At 65.9% G+C, this 19732-nt stretch carries 12 protein-coding genes; 9 read left to right on the top strand and 3 right to left on the bottom strand.

The annotated features are described in order from the left end of the window. The first annotated feature begins 125 nt into the window (after positions 1-125). The gene (locus C4K39_RS10700) at positions 126-773 is read left to right on the top strand and encodes a Qnr family pentapeptide repeat protein (RefSeq protein ID WP_124346312.1); all 648 of its coding nucleotides are present in this window, start codon (positions 126-128) and stop codon (positions 771-773) included. Between the two features lie 62 nt (positions 774-835). Here C4K39_RS10700 and C4K39_RS10705 read toward each other — a convergent pair whose 3' ends face one another. Then, on the bottom strand, positions 836-1105 hold the full coding sequence (locus C4K39_RS10705) for an LbetaH domain-containing protein (protein ID WP_367613710.1): 270 nt from the start codon (positions 1103-1105) through the stop codon (positions 836-838). 240 nt (positions 1106-1345) lie between these two features. Between C4K39_RS10705 and C4K39_RS10710 the strand changes: the two genes are divergently transcribed. Continuing rightward, positions 1346-2044 (top strand): pentapeptide repeat-containing protein, encoded by a 699-nt coding sequence (locus C4K39_RS10710; protein WP_068586341.1) that lies wholly within the window; start codon positions 1346-1348, stop codon positions 2042-2044. Between the two features lies 1 nt (position 2045). Here C4K39_RS10710 and C4K39_RS10715 read toward each other — a convergent pair whose 3' ends face one another. Then, the gene (locus C4K39_RS10715) at positions 2046-2963 is read right to left on the bottom strand and encodes a LysR family transcriptional regulator (protein ID WP_068586343.1); all 918 of its coding nucleotides are present in this window, start codon (positions 2961-2963) and stop codon (positions 2046-2048) included. A 95-nt stretch (positions 2964-3058) separates the two neighbouring features. Between C4K39_RS10715 and C4K39_RS10720 the strand changes: the two genes are divergently transcribed. The 6 genes from C4K39_RS10720 to C4K39_RS10745 all read left to right on the top strand — a co-directional run bounded on the left by C4K39_RS10720 (position 3059) and on the right by C4K39_RS10745 (position 11524). Further along, a complete protein-coding gene (locus tag C4K39_RS10720; RefSeq protein WP_124346313.1) occupies positions 3059-4231 on the top strand; it encodes an MFS transporter in 1173 nt (390 codons plus the stop codon). Between the two features lie 59 nt (positions 4232-4290). Continuing rightward, a complete protein-coding gene (locus tag C4K39_RS10725; RefSeq protein WP_124346314.1) occupies positions 4291-5499 on the top strand; it encodes an MFS transporter in 1209 nt (402 codons plus the stop codon). A gap of 224 nt (positions 5500-5723) precedes the next feature. Then, positions 5724-6335, top strand: a complete 612-nt coding sequence (locus tag C4K39_RS10730; RefSeq protein ID WP_124346315.1) for a TetR/AcrR family transcriptional regulator — start codon at positions 5724-5726, stop codon at positions 6333-6335. 27 nt (positions 6336-6362) lie between these two features. After that, positions 6363-7646 (top strand): efflux RND transporter periplasmic adaptor subunit, encoded by a 1284-nt coding sequence (locus tag C4K39_RS10735; RefSeq protein ID WP_083236093.1) that lies wholly within the window; start codon positions 6363-6365, stop codon positions 7644-7646. Then, a complete protein-coding gene (locus C4K39_RS10740) occupies positions 7643-10744 on the top strand; it encodes an efflux RND transporter permease subunit (protein ID WP_124346316.1) in 3102 nt (1033 codons plus the stop codon). Before C4K39_RS10735 ends, C4K39_RS10740 begins: the two co-directional genes overlap by 4 nt. Positions 10745-10798: 54 nt before the next feature. Next, positions 10799-11524: a GNAT family N-acetyltransferase gene (locus tag C4K39_RS10745; protein ID WP_124346317.1), complete on the top strand. Its 726-nt coding sequence runs from the start codon at positions 10799-10801 to the stop codon at positions 11522-11524. A gap of 134 nt (positions 11525-11658) precedes the next feature. On the opposite strand, the gene C4K39_RS10750 is transcribed toward C4K39_RS10745, so the two are convergent. Beyond that, positions 11659-12459, bottom strand: a complete 801-nt coding sequence (locus tag C4K39_RS10750) for a helix-turn-helix transcriptional regulator (RefSeq protein WP_068586368.1) — start codon at positions 12457-12459, stop codon at positions 11659-11661. A 604-nt stretch (positions 12460-13063) separates the two neighbouring features. Between C4K39_RS10750 and C4K39_RS10755 the strand changes: the two genes are divergently transcribed. Next, positions 13064-19441 (top strand): non-ribosomal peptide synthetase, encoded by a 6378-nt coding sequence (locus C4K39_RS10755; protein ID WP_124346318.1) that lies wholly within the window; start codon positions 13064-13066, stop codon positions 19439-19441. The last annotated feature ends 291 nt before the right edge of the window (positions 19442-19732 follow it).

The raw sequence follows: 19732 nt of genomic DNA on the forward strand, positions 1-19732 counted from the left end.
GTCTGTACCAGCATGGGTTTCGCATGGCTTGGCAGGGGCAAGGGTGAGACGAAAAGGCTTCAATTGGCTCTATCGGGGTGCTAGGTTGGTCGAGTTATCGGCCACAGATTGTGTAGGAAAGTGCCATGGAGTCCCAGGTTTTTGAGAACAAGCGCATCGGCGTGGAGGAACTTACCGGTCAGGTCGTTACGGGCGTAACCTTTCTGGATTGCGACTTTTCCCGGGTCGACCTGTCGGAAACCCAATTCATCGATTGCAGCTTCTACGACCCCGAGCGGCAAGTGGGTTGCAACTTTCGCAGCGCCAAGTTGAAGGGCGCCTCGTTCAAGCGCTGCGACCTGACGGTCTGCGTGTTCAACTTTGCCAGCGCCCTGGGGCTGGAGATCACTGAGTGCAAGGCACAGGGCGCCGACTTCAGCAGCGCCAGTTTCATGAACGTGATTTCCAGCAAGTCCTGGTTCTGCAATGCCTACATCAACAAGAGCAACCTGGCCTACAGCAACTTCTCCAAGGTGAACCTCGAGAAGTGCGAGCTGTGGGACAACCGCTGGACCGGGGCCAATGTCACCGGGGCCAGTTTTGCCGGATCGGATCTGTCTGGTGGCGAGTTCAGCCTGTTCGACTGGCGATCTGCCGACTTCACCGGCTGCGACCTGACCAACTCGCAACTGGGCGACCTGGATATCCGGCTGGTGAACCTGGACGGGGTCAAGCTCGACCGTGACCAGATCAGCCACCTTGCCGCACACCTGGGAATCAACGTGATCGGCTAGCCGCGATCGCGACCTGTGAATCGCCACGGCGTTCTTGTATCCCGAAGGCTGCCCAGGCCACCTCATTGCGCCTTGTGCAGCGGCCGGGCCGGATTGCCACAGACCGTGGTGTAGGGTGCCACGCTCCTGGTCACCACTTCCCCCATGCCGATCACCGCGCCACGGCCGATGACGGTGGGGCGTTCTGCCGTGCCCTGCTTGATGATGGCCCCGACGCCGATACAGGCATGGTCCTCGATCACCACCGCACCGTTGCAATGGACATTGGGAGCGAGGGTGACGAAGTCGCCGATGATGCAGTCATGGGCCACATGGTTATTACAGGTTGGCATGGAAGAAACGGCCAAACCCTCCAGCCCCACAAATTGCGTGGACGTCCACGGTGTGCGGTGCCTCGTGGCAATACCGTTGCTGGCATCAGCCGCCAAGCCTAACGGATTCACCCTGGCGCAGGGCAGGGGGCAATGTATTCCTGCCAGGCGCCGGTCGTGCAAGGAACCAACGACCAGCCTTGACCTCCCAAGACCGCATCCAGAAGATGCACCCCATCAACCCCAGGCTCAGGAGAGAGCATGCAGGCGCAAGACGGTTACTTCGACATCACCCCCGAGGATCTGCAAGATCGTTCCCTGGCCGAGCTGGTCGCCAGCCAAACCTTGCCCGTGCGTGGCGTAGGCCTGGACCTGAGCGGCCAGGACCTGTCTCGCATCAACCTCGCCGGGGCCCATTTCGAACGTTGCAGCTTCAGCGGCAGCAACCTGACCGCCGCCAACCTGAGCAATAGCCAGTGGCTCAGCTGTCGGGCCGGCCAGGCGATCCTGCGCTCGGCGGTGCTCACCGACGCCCGTTTCGAACGCTGCGACCTGAACAACACCCTGTGGCAGCGCAGCAAGGTCGCCCATGTACAGTTCGAGGGTTGCAAGCTGACGGGGGCCAATTTCGCCGATGTCTCGGCCCTGGGCCTGGTTTTCTCCGATTGCCTGCTCAACAGCGCCATGCTGTCCGGCATCTCGTTCTACAAGGCGCAGCTGTACAAGATCGATTTCAGCGAGGCCGACCTCACCTACTGCGATTTTCGCAAGGCGGTGTTCGTCGAGGGCGGCAGCCTGTCCCTGGCCCGGGTGAACAATGCCCGTTTCGACGATGCCGACCTGCGCGAGGCGAGCCTGCAGGGCCTGCGGCTGGTGGACGCCAAGCTGTTCAAGGGGGCGATCATTTCCCGTAGCCAGGCCGGCATGCTGTTGGCTGGCCTTGGGCTTACGGTGCTCTGATTCAGGTCCGCATCGTGGCCTGTTGTGCCTCGAACAATTCATCGATCACCCCCAAGAACGCCTCCACCAGGTGACTGCGCCCCTGGCTGCGGGTCAATACCAGCAGCGGGGCGCTGGCCCCCAGGTCGGTCACTGGCCGGTAGGTCACGCCCTTGCGGGCCAGTGTCTGGGTACAGCTGGGTACCAGGGCGATTCCCTGGCCCGCCGCCACCAGGGCAATGATCGAGGTGATCTGGCGCCCGCTGGGGCCAGGGCGCAGGGGCAGGTCGTTGCGTCGGTACAGCTGTTCTATGGCCTCGTTGAGTCCCGAGCCGTAGCCGGTCGGAAACTGGATCAGCGGGTACTCGCTCAGCGCTGCCAGGTTCACCTCGGCCCGGGCCGCCAGCGGGCTGTCGCTGGCGAGCGCCGCCACCAGGGGTTCATCGCCCAGGGACCGGGTGTGGATTTCGCTCAGCTCCTCTGGCGGTTGCATCCGGCTCAGGCCGATATCGATACGACCGTCGACGATTTGCCCCCACTGGCTGACCGACGCGCCTTCCACCAGGGTCAGTTGAACCTGCGGAAAGCGTTGGGCAAAAGCCTGGAGCGCCTGGCTGAACAACTCCGACAAGGCAATCGAGCTGGCGTAGCCCAGGGCCAGTTGCCCGGCGCTGCCTGCGGCCAGTTTGTCCGCCATGACCTGGGCCCGCTCCACCTGTTCCAGCACCGCCTGGGCATAGGGCAGGAAGTGCTGGCCCTGGGGAGTGAGGGACACCGCGCGGCTGGTACGGTCGAACAACCGAAATCCCAGTTCGTTTTCCAGCGTCGAGATCTGGCGGGTCAGCGGCGGTTGCGCGAGGTGCAGGCGCAAGGCGGCGCGGCCGAAGTGCAGCTCTTCGGCGACGGTCAGAAAGTAACGCAACCTGCGTAGATCGAGCATCCTGGCTCCCGGGTATCGATCGGTCGAAAATCGGTATTGGTCTTGGTTCGGCGGCGTATTTTATAAAGCCCTTTCGTCACAAAACGAGAGGTTTCATGAATCTGCCCCAGCATCACGCCCGCCTGGCCCTGTTTTTATGTGGTTGCGCGGCTTTTCTCCATTTGTATGCCACCCAGGGCATTCTCCAGGTACTGGCCCAAGAGTTTGCCGTGGGCACCGCGGAGGCCGGCTGGAGCATCACCCTGACCACGCTGGGTGTGGCGCTCAGCGCGCCTTTGAGCACGCGCTTGAGCAGCTGCTTTCCACAACGCACGGTGATCGTGCTGGCCGCCTTGCTCCTGGCACTGCCGTCGGTGTTGCTGGCTGGCGCTGGCAGCCTGTTCCAGCTGCTGGCCTGGCGCCTGGTCGAAGGCCTGCTGATTCCCCTGGTGTTCGCCACCAGCGTGGCCTATATCGGCGATCGCTGGAGCGGCGGCACCGTCACCGAAGTCACCAGCCTCTATGTCGCCGGTACCGTGCTCGGCGGCTTCGCCGGGCGCTTTGTCACCGGCGTCGCGACCCAGTACCTGGGCTGGCGCGAGGCCTTTGTGGTCCTGGCGGGTCTGAGCGTGCTCATCGGCCTGGCCATCCATCGCCTGTTGCCGGCCAATCCCCCCGTGCCGGCCGGTAACACCACGCGCCGGGCGGGTCTGCGTGAGCTGTGCAGCAAACCCTTGCTGGCGGCCTATGGCGTGGGGTTCTGCGTACTGTTTTCGCAAGTCGCCACCTTTACCTATGCCGGGCTCTACCTCAGCCAGCCACCCTTCGCGCTGGGGCCGGCGGCCCTGGGCACGCTCTACAGCGTATTCCTGCTGGCACTGGTGGTCATTCCCGTCGCCGGTCGCCTGAGCCGCTCCCGTCCCCAGGTCGAGTTGCTAGCGGTCGCGGCGCTGCTCGGCGTCTGCGGTTCGGCCCTGACCCTACTGTCCTCCCTGTGGCTGATGGTGCTGGGCCTGGCGCTGAGCTCCACCGGGGTGTTCCTGGCCCAGGCTGCGGCCAATGCCTTTACCAGTACCAGGGCCGGGCCAAACAAGGCTCGTGCGGTAGGGCTATACCTGAGCTGCTACTACCTGGGGGGCAGCGGCGGGGCTCTGGTCCCGGCACTGCTTTGGGAGCGCTGGGGCTGGCATGGCTGCGTAGCGCTGATCGTGATGTTCCAACTGCTGGTCCTGCTGATCGGCTGGTTTGGCTGGCGCGCCCCGCAACCCCGGCGGCAGTTGGCCGGTTGATTCAGCCAGCGCCTGCGACGTTGTTTGCTTTCTTCCCTCCACTTCATCCGGCCCACATCATGAACGATCTGAACCACGCCACCCCGGCCCCCGCCAACGACACCCAGGTACGTCGCCGCTCCCTGCTGGCCGGATGCAGCGCCCATGCCGTGCATGACGGGCTCACCGATGTGATCTACGTATTGCTACCGCTCTGGCAGGCGCAATTTGCCTTGAGCTATGGGCAGATCGGCCTGTTGCGTGGGGTCTACTCCGCCATGATGGCCGGCTTCCAGTTGCTGGCCAGTCGGGCGGCCCGGCGCTGGGGGCGCGAGCGACTGCTGGTGGGCGGTACCGCACTGGCCGGGCTGGCCTACCTGCTGGCGGGGCAGGCCACCGGGCTTGCGGTATTGCTCCTGGCCCTGGCGCTCGGAGGCCTGGGCGCCAGCACCCAGCACCCCCTGGCCTCATCGATGATCACCGATACCCATGAAGCCGGTGGCGGGGTCAAGGAAGCCCTGGCCCAATACAACTTCGCCGGAGACATCGGCAAGACCCTGGTTCCCGGGTTGGTGGGGCTGCTGCTGGCCGTGGCCAGTTGGCGGGCCAGCGTCACCCTGGTCGGCTTGCTGGGGCTGGGTTGCGCAGTGCTGCTGTGGTGGCTGATGCCATCCAGGGACAGTACCTTGGCCATGCAGGGCAAGGCCCCGAAGGCCGCCAACGGCCATGGCTCGCTCAGTGGGTTATGGGCGCTGATCATCACCGGCACGCTGGACAGTGCCGTGCGCATGGGCTTCCTGACCTTCCTGCCGTTCCTGCTCAAGGCCAAGGGCGCGGGTAGCGTCGGGATCGGCCTGGCCCTGACCCTGCTGTTCATCGGCGGCGCGTTCGGCAAGCTGTTCTGCGGTTATCTCGGGGCCCGCATCGGCATGATGAAGACCGTCTGGATCACCGAATCCAGCACGGCCTGCCTGATCGTGCTGGCGGTGTTCCTGCCCTATGGCGGCCTGATGCTGATGTTGCCGCTGCTGGGCCTGGTGCTCAACGGCACCTCATCGGTGCTCTATGGCGCAGTGCCGGACCTGGCGGCTGCCGGCAAGCGCGAACAGGCGTTCTCGCTGTTCTACACCGGCACCATCGGCGGCGGGGCGCTGGCCCCGGTTCTGGCAGGCCTGCTCAGCGATGCCAGCAGCGTGATGGTAGCGATCATGGTACTGGCGGCGCTCCTGCTGTTGACGCTGCCACTGTCGTGGTACGTGCAACGTGGGTTGCACGTCGAGGGCGGCTGAGTCGCGGGAGCCATGCGCTTGCAGTCGTTATGCACCATTTTTCACATAGATTTACAGCTGCCGGAAAAGCTCCGCGCTAGCCTGTCGTCATTGCAGATCGCCAGCCAGGGGACGATCCCGGCCATGCCGTGGAGCGTTGGCCGCGGCTGGCTCTGGACTCAAAAATAGATCGATCAATCAGTCTATTCATCGCGCTGCACGAGCCTGCTGCGCCAGGATGAGCAATGAGAACGGCAGACCCCTACAAGGCACAGCATCGGCGTCGCCAGATCCTTGGCGCCGCGGTGGAATGTTTCGCCCGCCACGGTTTCCACGCCACCAGCACCGCACAGATCTGCGCCGCTGCCGGGATGAGCCCGGGCAACCTGTTTCATTACTTTCCCAGCAAGGCAGCGATCATCGCGGCCATTGCCGAGCAGGAGCAGGACAACATGCTCCGCTTGTTCGAGCGCTGGTCCGCTGCCGAGGACGCGCTGGGGGCCATCGAGGAACTCGCCCTGGCCATGATGGCGCTTTCCAGCGACCCGCTGCAGGCCCGCATCAGCATCGAGGTCGCTGCTGAGGCCACGCGTAATCCGCAGGTGGGGGCACTGTTCGCGGCCAATGAAGCCCAGGTCAAGGCGGGTCTGGCGGTGTTGCTCGAACGCGGCATGGCCGCCGGCCAGGTCGACCCGCAGCTCGACCCGGGCAAGGCCGCGGTATGGCTGGTGGCGCTCACCGAGGGCGCCATCGCCAGGGTAGTGCTGGAGCCCGGGTTCAAGGCCCGGGAGCACCAACCCATGCTGCGCCAGATCATTCGGCGCTTTCTGCGCCCCCAACCCCTGGAGCCTGGTTGAGTACCGCCCGCAGTACTCCAGGCAGCCATGGCCAGCTCCACGGCAGAGCATTGCGCCCAGCGCAAGGGCGCGCGTAATCATTCGAGAATCCAGCAGATGAACCCGACGAATCCCACCCCCGAGCAACGGCGCGAGCAGCGGCTCCAACGCCTGGCCCAGCACAAGCCCAAGCTCCTGATCATGGCGCTGCTGACCCTGGTGGTCGCCGTGCTGGCGCTGTGGCTGCCAGGAACCCAACTGCCCGGTGGCAATAACAACCAGGTAGCGCCGGCCATGAAGGTCAGCAGCGTCGTGGCCCAGCCGGGCAGTGTCGGGCAGAACCTGTTCATCAGCGGCAGTGTGGTCCCCCGGGAAGAAATCGCCATTGGCACCGCGTTGCAAGAACAGCGCGTCGCGGCTGTCTTGGTGGAAGAGGGAGACCAGGTGATAGCGGGCCAGACCCTGGCGCAGTTGGAAACCAGCACTCTGGACGCCCGGGTACAACAGGCCGAGGCTGCGCTGCGTCGCAGCACTGCTCTGATCCGCCAGCACCAGGCGCTGCATGCCGAGGCCCGGGCCAGCCTTGGCCGCCTCGATCAACTGGGCAGCGTTGGTGCTGCCAGTGCCCAGCAGGTGGATCAGCAGCGGGCCCAGTCGCGGTCTGCCGAGGCTAACCTGGCGGCAGCCCAGGCCGAGCGTGAACAGGCGCAGGCCGAGCTGGCGGATGCCCGGGCCCAGCGGCAGAAAGCCGTGGTGCGGGCACCGGTGGCGGGGGTGATCTCCGAGCGCCATGCCCGTATCGGAGCCATGAGCGGCAGCGAGCCACTATTTCGCTTGATCCGCGACAACCAGCTGGAGCTGGACGGCGAAGTGACGCAGAACGGCCTGGGCCTGCTTGAAGTCGGCACCCAGGTACAGGTCCAGGCAGCGGGGGTGGCGACGCCAGTGGCCGGCACTGTGCGCCTGTTGGCCCCGAAGGTCGACCCTACGAGCCGGCGAGCCCGGGTACGCATTGCCCTGGCCGCCGAGCCCGGCCTGCGTGCCGGCAGCTTCGCCAGCGCCAGCCTGGAGAGACCGCAACAGGCCACGAGCCTGGTGCTGCCACAGCGGGCCCTGACTTTCGTCAGCGACGAACAGGCCTCGGTCATGGTGCTGGAGCCGGACGGTACGGCCAAGTTGCGCCAGGTTCGTGTCGGTCGGCGTGATGGTATCCAGGTCGAGGTACTCGCTGGCCTCGCCGAGGGTGAGCGGGTCGTGGCCCAGGCCTCGGCGTTCGTTCGCGATGGCGATATCGTCAACCCGGATGACGAGCCGTCGAGGGCGACGCCATGAGCCTGCAACTGTCCTCTTGGGCGATCCGCCGGCCGATCCCCACCCTGGTGATGTTCCTGGTGTTGACGGTCGCTGGCTGGTTCTCTTTCGTGCAGTTGCCGATCAATGCCAATCCCAGGGTGGAGTTCCCGGTGATCACCGTAGTGATTTCCCAGGTCGGGGCGGCGCCCACCGAACTTGAGCATTCGGTGACCCTGCGGGTCGAGCGCGCGGTATCGGGCCTGGCCGGGATCCGCCATATCACCTCCACCGTGGGCGACGGTATTTCCCTGACCACCGTGGAGTTCCAGCTAGGGGTCGACCCGGGACGCGCGGCCAACGATATCCGCGACGCCATCGCGCTGATCCGCGCCGACCTGCCACAGACCATCGAGGAGCCGATGATCACCCGTGTCGATGTCGAGGGCGGGGCGATCCTCAACTATGCGGTGCAGGGGCGCGACCGCCAGCTGGCTGACTTGTCCTGGTTCGTCGACGATGTACTGAGCCGTGAGTTGCTGGCGGTGCCGGGGGTACAGAAGGTCCAGCGCCAGGGTGGCGTCGAGCGCGAGGTCAGGGTCGAGTTGCAGGCCGAGCGCCTGCAAGCCCTGGGCGTGACCGCCGACCAGGTCAATGCGCAACTGGTGCAGAGCAATATCAACGTGCCTGGTGGGCGGGCCAGCGTGGCCAGCAGCGAGCAATCCATCCGCACCCTGGGCAGTGCACCGACCGTGCACGCCCTGGCCAATACACCCATTGCCTTGTCCGATGGACGCTGGGCACGCCTGGAGGACCTGGCCAAGGTCTACGACGGTGCCAGCGAGGCCCGCTCCAGGGCCCGGCTCGACGGTCGGGAGGTGGTGGGGGTCGCAGTGTTTCGCGCCAAAGGCTCCAGCGACACCCGGGTCGCCGCCGGGGTAGAGGCCACGATCCAGCGCCTGCAGCAGCAAAACCCCGACCTGCAGATCCTCCAGGTCTCGTCCACCGTTGACTACACCCTGGCCAGCTATGACGCTGCCGTCATGACCCTGGTAGAAGGCGCGTTGTTGACCGTGCTGGTGGTGTTCGTCTTCCTCAGGAGCTGGCGTGCCACCCTGGTGGCTGCCATTGCCTTGCCGCTCTCGATCCTGCCGACCTTCGTGGCGATGATCGCCTTCGGCTATTCCCTCAACAGCATCACTTTGTTGGCGTTGACCCTGGTGATCGGCATCCTGGTGGACGACGCCATCGTCGAGATCGAGAACATCGAGCGTCATCTGGACCAGGGCAAGCGTCCCTACCAGGCGGCAATCGATGCCAGCGACGCCATCGGCTTTGCCGTGGTGGCGATCACGGCGACCATCGTTGCGGTGTTCCTGCCGGTGAGCTTCATCGGTGGTTTCGTCGGCCAGTACTTCGCTCCGTTCGGCATCACCGTATCGGCGGCGGTGCTGGCTTCGTTGCTGGTGGCGCGACTGGTCACGCCCTTGCTGGCGGCCTATCTGTTGGCACCCAAGGCCTGCGCCAGTGGAGGACACGACCCGGCGCCAGTCTCGCCGCGAGGAATCCTGGCGCACTACCTGAACCTGCTGGAATGGGCCCTGGGCCATCGACGCCGAAGCCTGGGTATCGCCGGCTTGTTCCTGTGTGGCTCGTTCGCCCTGGTGCCGCTGCTGCCTTCGGGCTTCATGCCGGTCAACGACACCAGCCTGACGCGTATCGATGTGTTCCTGCCGCCGGGCACGCCCCTGGCCCAGACCGACGAGGTTTTCACCCGCATGGCCGAGCAACTGCGCCAGCGGCCCGAGGTGCTCTCGGTGTTCGCCACCGCCGGCGGTGAAGACCCGTCCGGCACCACCGACGTGGCGACCGGGCAACTGCTGGTCCGGCTGGTGCCGGCCAGCGAGCGCGAACTCAGCCAGAAAGCCTTCGAGCAGTCCCTGCGCCCGTTGCTCAACGGTTTTGCCGACCTGCGCTATTCCTTTCGTGGCGAGGCCGCGGCACGGGATGTCTCGATCATCCTGGTGGGGGCCGATGGCCAGGTCCTGAGCCAGGCCGCCCATGCCTTGCAACGGCAGATGCGCGGTATCCAGGGGCTGGCCAACGTCCAGGTCAACGAGCCGCTGGCACGTCCGGAACTGCTGATCCAGCCCCGGGCGGACGAGGCGGCGAGGGCCGGGGTCAGTGCCCAGGCCATCGGCAGCGTGGCTCGGATCGCCACCGTGGGGGAGATCAACTCCAGCTCGGCGCGTTTCAACTTTCCCGATCGCCAGGTGCCGATCCGGGTACTGCTGCCGCAGATCAAGCAGGGTGATCTCGATGCCCTGAACAACCTTGGCGTGGGCACCAACAGCGGCACCGTGGTGCCGCTGAGCGCCGTGGCCGATATCGGTTATGGCAGCGGGCCGGCGCGGATCGAGCGTTTCTCGCGGCTGCGCAGGATCTCGGTGGATGCCGATCTGTCCGGGCTGACCCTGGGGACTGCACTGGAGGCCGTGGAGCAGCTACCGGCCCTGCAAGACCTGCCCCAGGGCGTGACTCGCATGGAGTACGGCGATGGCGAGTACATGACCGAGATGTTCGACAAGTTCGCCGTGGCCATGGGCTTCGGCATCATGATGGTGTTCGCGGTGCTGGTGCTGCTGTTTCGCGATTTCCTGCAGCCACTGACCATTCTCACTGCGCTGCCACTGTCGGTGGGCGGAGCCATCGGCGGGCTGTTGCTGTATGGCGCCGCCATCGACATGCCAGTGGTCATCGGCCTGTTGATGTTGATGGGCATCGTCACCAAGAACTCGATCCTGCTGGTGGAGTTCACCATCGAGAAGCGCCGTGCCGGCGTGTCCCGGCACCAGGCCCTGATGCAGTCGGGAGCCGAACGGGCGCGGCCGATCATCATGACCACCCTGGCCATGGTCGCCGGCATGCTCCCGGCGGTGTTCAGCACCGGGGCCGATGCCGGTTTCCGCGCCCCCATGGCGGTGGCGGTGATCGGCGGCCTGGTGACCTCGACCCTGCTCAGCCTGGTGCTGGTGCCGGTGGTGTTCAGCTACCTGGACGACTTGAACCAGTGGCTGGCGCCGCGCCTGGCCCGGCTGACCTCGGTGACGGCGCAGGACCGCGCCGAAGGGCGCCTGTGAATGCGGGCCGGGTGGCCGGCCAACCTTTGAACGACAACTTTGTGGATGACCCTCATGACCTGGTTTTCAGCGACTGTTCAAGACTACTGGCAATCACAGTTCTGCTGCCCGGAAGGCTTGCAGGGCAACGGCGGTTTCAGTGTGCGACTCAATCCCGAACTGGAGGACGAGTCACGCCTGATGCTGCTCCAGACCCCCGGCGGCAGCCAGGCGGCACTGACCCCGGCCATGGCGCAGATCATGGGGTTGCCCGAGGCCCCGGTAGCCACCGAGGCCGAGTTTCTGGCCCGGGTGGCGCGGGCCGGCATCACCTTCAATGGCGCCGACCATGTGTTCTATTTCCCTCGCCAGTGCCAGGCCGAGTTGCTTGGCGACGATGCCCTGGGCGATACCCGGGCGCTATCGGCCAGCGATGAGCAGGCCTTCACTGGCTTCCAGTCCAGTGCCAGCGAAGAGGACCTGGACAATGCCTACGTCGAGCTGGACCACTGGGCGGTATTCGGGGCGTTCGACGAAGGACGGTTGGTGGCGGCGGCCAGCCTGTATCCCTGGGACGAGTCGAGGCTGGCCGATCTCGGGGTCCTGACCCTGGAGCCGTTTCGCGGCCGTGGCCATGCGCGCAGGCTGGTGCGGGCCATCTGCCGACATGCCCTGGAGCAGGGCCAGGAGCCGCAGTACCGCTGCCAGACCGACAACCTGGCCTCGGTGGCGCTGGCCCGGGCTGCCGGGCTGGCGCTGTTCGGCCAGTGGTGGGCGGTTTCTGCGGACTGCGAGGTCTGAAGCCTCGGCGCTCTTGCCGTGGCGGGCCCGGCTGGACGCATTCTCAGGGGTGTTTCCTGAACCTGGACGGCCAACATTGACGCGGGCCCGGCCAAAACACCCGGGTGACCCGCATCAGGGTAGGGGAGGCAGGATCAGGCGCCGACCATCCACTTGGCCAGGCCGTGGCGGCCACTGACCCCCAGCTTGGCGGCGGCACGCTTGAGGTAGGTCTCGATCGAGCTGTTCTTGACGCTCAGGCGCTGGGCCATCTCCGGCACCGTGCCGCCGGTCAGCAACCCCAGGCAGACTTCCTTTTCCCGGGCCGAGAGTGTGATGTCGCCCAGCGACAGGCGCTCGTCGAACTCCCGCTGCAACGGGGACTGGTCCTGATTGGCCACCGGCCGCGTGCTCCAGTTGCGCAGGCTCTTCAGGGCTTGTTGCCGATACTGTTGGGCATGGCGCTCCAGCAGTGGCAGCAGGGTTGTGGACAGGCTCTTGAGAAACGACAGCTCGGCCAGGGAAAAGGCGCCCTGGGCCGACTCGCGATAGAAGGCGATGACACAGCGGCGGTTGGCCTTGCGCGAGACCAGGTGGCACTGGTGGGGGAGATTGCGCGATTGCCGGTCATGGGGCTGGATGTTGATCTGGATCAGCAGCGAATCGTCCATTTCCAGCATCTTGTGCAGCAGCGGGTCATGGCGTCGCGGTGGCTCGGGCAGTGGCAGCTCTTCCTGCAAGCCGGCGCGCCCCAGCAGGGCGATCTCCCGGGAGCAGCCCAGGTTTTCGTCGAGGGTCCACTCGCTGAGCAACAGTTGGCTCACCGAGACCAGCTTGTTCACCAGTTCGAGCATGTTGGCGGCGAACTGCCCATGGCCGGTGCTGGAGATCAACTGTCCCAGTTCCAGGTAGAAGTGTGGGGTTTGCATGTTCGCGAGGTTGCTGCTCAGACTCATATCCCTATCATCCTTGATCAAGGCAAATCGCTGATCGAAGCCTTGTTGCGACGGCACACCGCAACAGGTTCTCCATGAACCTGATCCGGTCAGACGAATCTGATTTAAGCCTAAGAATTTGCTTGGCGTCTGTAGGGGTAAACTGGGACAAAAAAAGCCTGCCCGGTGCTCTGCAACGCCGCGTCCACGATCGCGCGAATCGGCCTGGCGGGCCCGTGGGCGTTTGCTTGCGCCCCTGTGCAAGTGCCTGAACGGGCTGTTTGGCCAAGGGGTCGGAAGTCGACTTTCGAGTCAACTGCCTCGTGTACGGATGGTCAATTTCCTACAGCTAATTCAGCCGATCCGCTAATCACTTCCTTGCTCCCGGCATCGCCCGGCCAACAGCCGCTCCACAGCCTAGGCGGGCCCCCGGACCGTCCGGGTTTCGGGTGACATACAGGCCCTGGGGCCGGTGCTTAAATCCGCGGACATCAGTGCCCAGGCCATCACATGAGAAGGATCTTATGACACTTTTTGCTGCCATAGCCGTGGGCGACTTCGTCGCACCTGCCACTCTCGTTTCACTGCGCCAATCGTCGGTTGCGAGAGCGGCCCGGGGGCATTCATGAACGCCAGCCCACTACAGGCCACGGGCCTGCCGTTGACCGCCGGGCAACGCGATATCTGGCTCGACCAGCTCAGTCGTGGCGACTCGCCGTTGTACAACATCGGCGGGTATGCCGAGCTGCGAGGTCCGTTCCGCCCCGAGTTGATGCAGCGCACCGTGGAGTTGGTGGTGGCCCGGCATGACGTGCTGCGCACCGTACTCTCCCTCGAAGGCAGCCAGGACGGCTTGCCCCTGCAGTACTTCGACCGCCACGGGTCGGTGGAACTGGCCTTTCACGACTTCAGCGACGAAACCGACCCGCTGGCTGTCGCCCGCCAGCATGTCCAGCGACAAATGCAACAGGCCTTTCCCCTGGAAGGGCAGCGCCTGTGCCGTTTCTCGCTGCTGCGCCTGGGCCCCGAGCACCACCTGGTGGAAGTCGAGGCCCATCACCTGATCCTCGATGGCTGGGGTTTTGCCCAGCTCTCCCAGGCCCTGGGCGAGGTCTACGGTGCCCTGTTGCGCGGCGAAGAGCCCGAGGCCACGGCCCCGTGCTTCAGTGACTTCATCGAGGACGATGCCCGCTATCGCCAGTCCAGCCGCTATCAGCGCGACCGCGACTATTGGCTGGACCTGTATCGCACCTTGCCCGAGCCCCTGTTGCGCCCGCGTTACCGGCCATCTCCCGACGCCCCTCCTGGGGAGTCCCTGGTGCAAGCCTTCCCGGCCGTCCTGCATGAGCGGATGAAGAGCCTGGGCCAGGAACTGGGCGGGTCGGCATTCCATGTGCTGCTGGCGGCGCTGCATGTGTACTTCACCCGGGTTGGCCAGCGTGCCGAATGGGTGTTGGGCATGCCTGTACTCAACCGGCCCAACGCGGCCTTCAAGGCCACCCTGGGTTCCTTTACCCAGGTCAGTGCGGTACGCATGGATTTTCCTGGCGAGCTGACCTTCCAGGGGTTGGTGATGGCGGTGCGCGACAGGCTCAAGCAGGATTTTCGCCACCAGCGTTTCCCCTTGAGCGAACTCAACCGGGCGTTGGGACTGCTGCGTGAGGATCGCACCCAGCTGTTCGAGCTGTCGCTGTCCTATGAAGTGGAAAACCTCGACTACCACTACGGCGAAGCCGGGGCTTCCTCGGTCAAGGTTTCCAACCACCATGAGCCGGCGCCGCTGGCCATCCACCTGCGCAGCAACCGTTTCGAGGACAGTGCCTGGATGCACTTCGTCTACGATCGCAGCTACTTCCGGGACGAAGACATCCAGGCGCTGTCCGCCCACCTGCTGCATGTACTGCAGCAGGGGCTGGAGGACGTGGCGCTGCCCATACGGCGTTTCTCATTGCTGACCGATGGCGAGCGTGCGCGGCTGCAGCAGTGGAACGCCACCGACCGAGCGCCGAGCGCCGAACGCCTCATCCATGCGCGCATTGAAGCCTGGGCCGAGCACACCCCCGAAGCCATCGCCCTGGTGGCCCAGGGACGGACCCTGAGCTATGCCCAGCTCAACCAGCGGGCCAATACCCTGGCCCGGCACCTGCTGACATTGGGCGTAAGCCCGGACGACCGGGTCGCCATGGTCGCCCGACGTAGCCCCGAGACCCTGGTGGGCCTGTTGGCGATCCTCAAGGCGGGGGCCGGTTATGTGCCCATCGATCCGGCTCATCCGGCCGAGCGCCTGGCCTACCTGTTGGAGGACTGTGCGCCGGTGGCGGTGCTTACCCAGGGAAGCCTGGCGGAAGGGTTGCCGCCCCTGTCGGTGCCGGTTCTGAGCGTGGACAGCGAACAGTGGCGCCAGGGCAGCCCCCGTAATCTGCAGGTTCCCGGATTGACCCCGCAGCACCTGGCCTACGTGATCTACACCTCAGGTTCCACCGGCCTGCCCAAGGGCGTACTGGTGGAGCACCGGAGCCTGTCCGGACTGGTGGACTGGCACTGCCAGGCCTTCGACCTGCGGCCAGGCAGCCAGGCGTCCTGCCTGGCCGGCTTTGGTTTCGATGCCATGGCCTGGGAGGTCTGGCCGACCCTGTGTGCCGGGGCGACCCTGCACCTGGCCCCGGTCAGCGAGGGGCCGGAAAACCTGGACGCCTTGCTCGCCTGGTGGCGTACCCAGCCCCTGGACCTGAGCTTCCTGCCGACCCCGGTCGCCGAGTACGCCTTCAGCCAGCAGTCCGGCCACCCAACCCTGCGCACCTTGCTGGTGGGTGGCGATCGCCTGCGCCAGGCGCCAGGTGAACAGGGCTTTGTCCTGGTGAACAACTACGGTCCGACCGAGGCCACGGTGGTGGCCACTTCCGGGGTGATCGAGGTCGACGCGCCCTTGCATATCGGGCGACCGATCGCCAATGCCCGCATCTACCTCCTGGACGAGCAGCAGCAACCGTTGCCCATTGGCGTGCCTGGCGAGCTGTATGTCGGTGGCGCAGGCGTGGCCCGCGGTTACCTCAACCGGCCCCAACTGACCGCCGAGCGCTTCCTCGACGATCCATTCAGCGACCAGCCCGGTGCCCGCATGTATCGCACCGGTGACCTGGCTCGCTGGCAACGGGACGGCACCCTGGAGTACCTGGGCCGCAACGACGATCAGGTGAAGATCCGTGGCCTGCGCATCGAACTGGGGGAAGTCGAGACCTGCCTGGGCTGCCATCCGCTTCTGCAGGAGGCCGTGGTCCAGGCCCGCGACGGTCAACTGGTGGCCTGGTTCACCGCCCGCGAGCCGGTAGCCATCGGCCAGTTGCGCGAGTACCTGCTCCAGCACTTGCCGGACTACATGGTGCCCATGGCGTATGTGCAGCTGGAGGCCTTGCCGCTGACCGCCAATGGCAAGCTGGATCGCCAGGCGTTGCCGGGCCCGGGCCCGCAAGCGCTGATCAGCCGCGAGTACGAGGCCCCCTGCGGGCCGCTGGAAACCACCCTGGCCCGGCTCTGGAGCGAGGTGCTGCACGTGCCGCAAGTCGGGCGCCATGACCATTTCTTCGAGTTGGGCGGGCATTCCCTGCTGGCCTTGCAGCTGATCCAGCGCATGGGCCAGGAGGGCCTGCATGCCGATGTGCAGGTACTGTTCGGCCAGCCGACCCTGGTCAGCCTCGCCGCCGCGGTGGATGACCGGCCGGCCTGGCAGGTCCCGGCCAACCGCGTGCCTTCGGGATGCCAGCGCATCACGCCGTCCATGCTCAGCCTGCTGGACCTGGACCAGGACAGCATCGACCGGGTGGTGGCCACGGTTCCTGGCGGGTCCGCCAATGTGCAGGAGATCTACCCGCTGGCGCCCTTGCAGGCGGGCCTGCTGTATCACCACATGACGTTTGCCGCACGCGATCCGTACCAGCAACACGCCTTGTTCGCCTTTGCCCGCCGCGAAGACCTGGAAGCCTTCGCCCAAGCCTTGCAGGCGGTGATCCAGCGGCATGACATCCTGCGGACCAGCCTGGTCTGGGAGGTGGTCGAACCGGCGGTGCAAGTGGTCTGGCGCGAGGCCCGGCTGACGGTGCAGGAATTGCAGCCCCAGCCTGGGGGGATCGCGGTGGCCGAGCAACTGATCGAGCATTTCGATCCGCGGCATCGGCCGCTGGATATTCGCCAGGCGCCGATGCTGGCCCTGGCCTGGGCCGAAGACCGGCAGAACCAGCGCTGGGTGGCGATGCTGCGTTTTCATCACCTGGTCAACGATGCCACCTCCACGGTGACGCTGATGACCGAGATCGGTGCCCATATGGCCGGGCACCAAGGGCAACTGGCCGCGCCTTTCGCCTATCGGGAGTACGTGGCGCGTACCGGCTTGCAACAGCAGGAACACGCGGCGTTTTTCCGCCAGGGCCTGGCAGCGGTGGACGCGCCGACCTTGGCCTTCGAGCTCAAGGAGCGTCCTGGCGAGCAGTCGGCCCCGGATGAGGTCCGGCAATTGCTGGATGAAGATCTGGCCCGGCGCCTCAGGAGCGCGGTGCGCCGACAGGGCGTCAGCGCTGCCAGCCTGTTCCACCTGGCCTGGGCCCTGGTGCTGGGGCGCAGCAGCGGTCGCGACGATGTGTTGTTCGGGACGGTACTGCTGGGGCGGCTGCAAGCCGGCGCCGGCGCTGATCGGGCCCTGGGCATGTTCATCAACACCTTGCCGCTGCGCCTGGAGCTGGCAGGGCTCGGGGTCGCCGACGGCCTGCGCCAGGTCCAGGCACGCCTCAGTGCCTTGCTGGCCCACGAACAGGCGCCGTTGTCCCTGGCCCAGCGCTGCAGCGCGGTGGCGCCGCCGACGCCACTGTTCAATGCCTTGCTCAACTATCGGCATAACGTCGGTGCCGACGCCCAGGCACTGCTGCAGGATCTGCCAGGGGTGGAGCTGCTGAGCTGCGAGGAAGTGGTCAGCTACCCGCTGATGCTGGCGGTGGATGACCTGGAGCCGGGCTTTCGCCTGGGTGTCCGGGCTCCGCGACAGATCGGCGCCCAGCGGGTCCTGGATTACCTGGTCTGCGCCCTGGAGGGGCTGTTGCAGGCCTTGGCGCAGGCCCCGCAGACGCCGCTGCACAGCCTGTCGATCCTGCCGCCGGCAGAGGCGGCGCAACTGCTGCTGGAGTACAACGCCACCGAGTCCGACTACCCGCGCGAGTCGACCCTGCACGCCTTGTTCGAGGCCCAGGTGCGGCGCACTCCCCAGGCCATTGCGCTGCAAGCCGGCGAGCAGTGCCTGAGCTATGCACAGCTCAACCATGAAGCCAACCAGCTCGCCCATCACCTGCGCGAACTGGGTGTCGGGCCGGATGTCCGGGTCGGGCTCTGTGTCGAGCGCGGTCCGCAACTGCTGGTGGGCTTGTTGGGGATTCTCAAGGCCGGCGGGGCCTATGTGCCGCTGGACCCGGACTATCCGGCCGAGCGCCTGCGTTTCCTGGTCCAGGATAGCCAGCCACGGGTGCTGCTGGTACAGCAGTCGACCCGGCATCTGCTGCAAGGCCCGGGCCTGGCGCTGCTGGACTTCGACCATGCGGCCTGGCACCACCAGCCCGGCCATGACCCGCAGGTACCGGGACTGAACGTCTCGCACCTGGCCTATGTGATCTACACCTCCGGCTCCACCGGAACGCCCAAGGGGGTGATGGTGGAGCACCGTGGCCTGGGCAACCTGATGCACTGGGGCTCGCAGTTGTGCCCGCAGTCCGGCGGCGGCACCTTGCTGCAAAAGGCTCCGTTCAGCTTCGATGGTTCGGTCTGGGAGCTGTTCTGGCCACTGGTCACCGGCATGCGCTTGCTGTTGGCACGACCTGGCGGCCAGCGTGAGCCGACCTACCTGGCACAGCTGGTGGTGGAGCAGCAGGTGACGATGGTCAAGTTCGTCCCGGCCATGCTGTTGCAGTTCCTGCAGTTGGAAGAATCGGGCCAGTGCCAGAGCCTCACCGATGTGTTCTGCGGCGGTGGCGAGCTGACCGAGGCGATCGCCCGCCTGTTCCGCCAGCGCCTGCCCAGGGCGCGGCTGCACAATGTCTATGGCCCCACCGAGGCCACGGTGGACAGTACCGCCTGGACCCTGGAGCCGGGGGCAGCGATTCCGGCAGTGCAATTGCCCATCGGCCGAGCGATTACCAACACCCGGCTGTACGTGCTCGATACCCATGACCAGCCCGTACCACGGGGTGTCAGTGGCCAGTTGCACATCGGTGGCGTCGGGGTCGCCCGTGGCTACCTGGGGTTGGCGCAGTTGCAGGCCGAGCGTTTTATCGACAGCCCCTTCGTCGCGGGCGACCGGCTGTACCGCACGGGCGACCTGGTGCGCTACGGCGACGACGGCAACCTGGAGTTCCTGGGGCGCAACGACTTCCAGATCAAGTTGCGCGGCTTGCGCCTGGAGCCGGGGGAAATCGAGGCGCGGCTGGCCAGCCATCCGGCAGTGCGCGAGGTGGCGGTGTTGATGCGTAGTGAGCGCCTGGTGGCCTACTACAGCCTGCACCCGGGGGCGAGTGCACCCGGCGTGGAAGGCTTGCGGGCCCATGTGCTGGAGCGCCTGCCGGAGTACATGGTGCCGGCGGCCTATGTACTGCTTGCCGAGCTGCCCTTGAGCAGCAACGGCAAGCTGGACCGCAAGGCCCTGCCCGAACCTGGGGCCGAGGCGGTGCTGGCACGGGCCTTCGAGGCGCCGGTGGGAGAGCTGGAAACCACCCTGGCGCGGCTGTGGGCCGAGGTCCTGCAAGTCGAGCGGGTAGGGCGCCATGACCATTTCTTCGAGCTGGGCGGGCATTCCCTGCTGGCGGTCAGCCTGGTGGCGCGCATGCGCCAGGAGGGGCTGCACGCCGATGCACGGCTGCTGTTCAGCCAGCCCACCCTGGCGGCGCTGGCAGCCAATACCCGCAGTCATTCGCAAAGTGTGGACATCCCCGCCACCACCATTCCCCAGCTCAAGCGCCAGCGGCGCCTCTGAGCCTGCAGTGACCCTTGTCGGTCATGGTTTCCCGCGCCGGCCTTGAGCCGGCGCGGGTCGCAGTGACTTTGGGGACAGGGCCCGGGCAGTGTCCCAACTTCCTATGTCAGTTCCCCGCCAGGGGATGTTTTAGCGTTTCCAGGCGGCGCCAGACCCTGGCGGTCGATGGCCCACGGATACTCCGGGAGCCATGGCCGCTCGATGTTCGGGCACCTGGCCGCATCTGAAACGTTGCATCTGAAACATGGACCGTTCTCTTCAACCGTTTCCGAATTCTCAGGCAGGTTCCCC

The organism is Pseudomonas sessilinigenes, assembly GCF_003850565.1.
Classification (GTDB): domain Bacteria; phylum Pseudomonadota; class Gammaproteobacteria; order Pseudomonadales; family Pseudomonadaceae; genus Aquipseudomonas; species Aquipseudomonas sessilinigenes.

Excerpts from the sequence above, each read along its gene's own strand:
- C4K39_RS10700 (WP_124346312.1), top strand. The coding sequence starts at position 126 with ATGGAGTCCCAGGTTTTTGAGAACAAGCGCATCGGCGTGGAGGAACTT.
- C4K39_RS10705 (WP_367613710.1), bottom strand. The coding sequence starts at position 1,105 with ATGCCAACCTGTAATAACCATGTGGCCCATGACTGCATCATCGGCGAC.
- C4K39_RS10740 (WP_124346316.1), top strand. The coding sequence starts at position 7,643 with ATGAGCCTGCAACTGTCCTCTTGGGCGATCCGCCGGCCGATCCCCACC.
- C4K39_RS10745 (WP_124346317.1), top strand. The coding sequence starts at position 10,799 with ATGACCTGGTTTTCAGCGACTGTTCAAGACTACTGGCAATCACAGTTC.
- C4K39_RS10730 (WP_124346315.1), top strand. The coding sequence starts at position 5,724 with ATGAGAACGGCAGACCCCTACAAGGCACAGCATCGGCGTCGCCAGATC.
- C4K39_RS10725 (WP_124346314.1), top strand. The coding sequence starts at position 4,291 with ATGAACGATCTGAACCACGCCACCCCGGCCCCCGCCAACGACACCCAG.
- C4K39_RS10715 (WP_068586343.1), bottom strand. The coding sequence starts at position 2,963 with ATGCTCGATCTACGCAGGTTGCGTTACTTTCTGACCGTCGCCGAAGAG.
- C4K39_RS10710 (WP_068586341.1), top strand. The coding sequence starts at position 1,346 with ATGCAGGCGCAAGACGGTTACTTCGACATCACCCCCGAGGATCTGCAA.
- C4K39_RS10755 (WP_124346318.1), top strand. The coding sequence starts at position 13,064 with ATGAACGCCAGCCCACTACAGGCCACGGGCCTGCCGTTGACCGCCGGG.
- C4K39_RS10735 (WP_083236093.1), top strand. The coding sequence starts at position 6,363 with ATGGCCAGCTCCACGGCAGAGCATTGCGCCCAGCGCAAGGGCGCGCGT.
- C4K39_RS10750 (WP_068586368.1), bottom strand. The coding sequence starts at position 12,459 with ATGAGTCTGAGCAGCAACCTCGCGAACATGCAAACCCCACACTTCTAC.
- C4K39_RS10720 (WP_124346313.1), top strand. The coding sequence starts at position 3,059 with ATGAATCTGCCCCAGCATCACGCCCGCCTGGCCCTGTTTTTATGTGGT.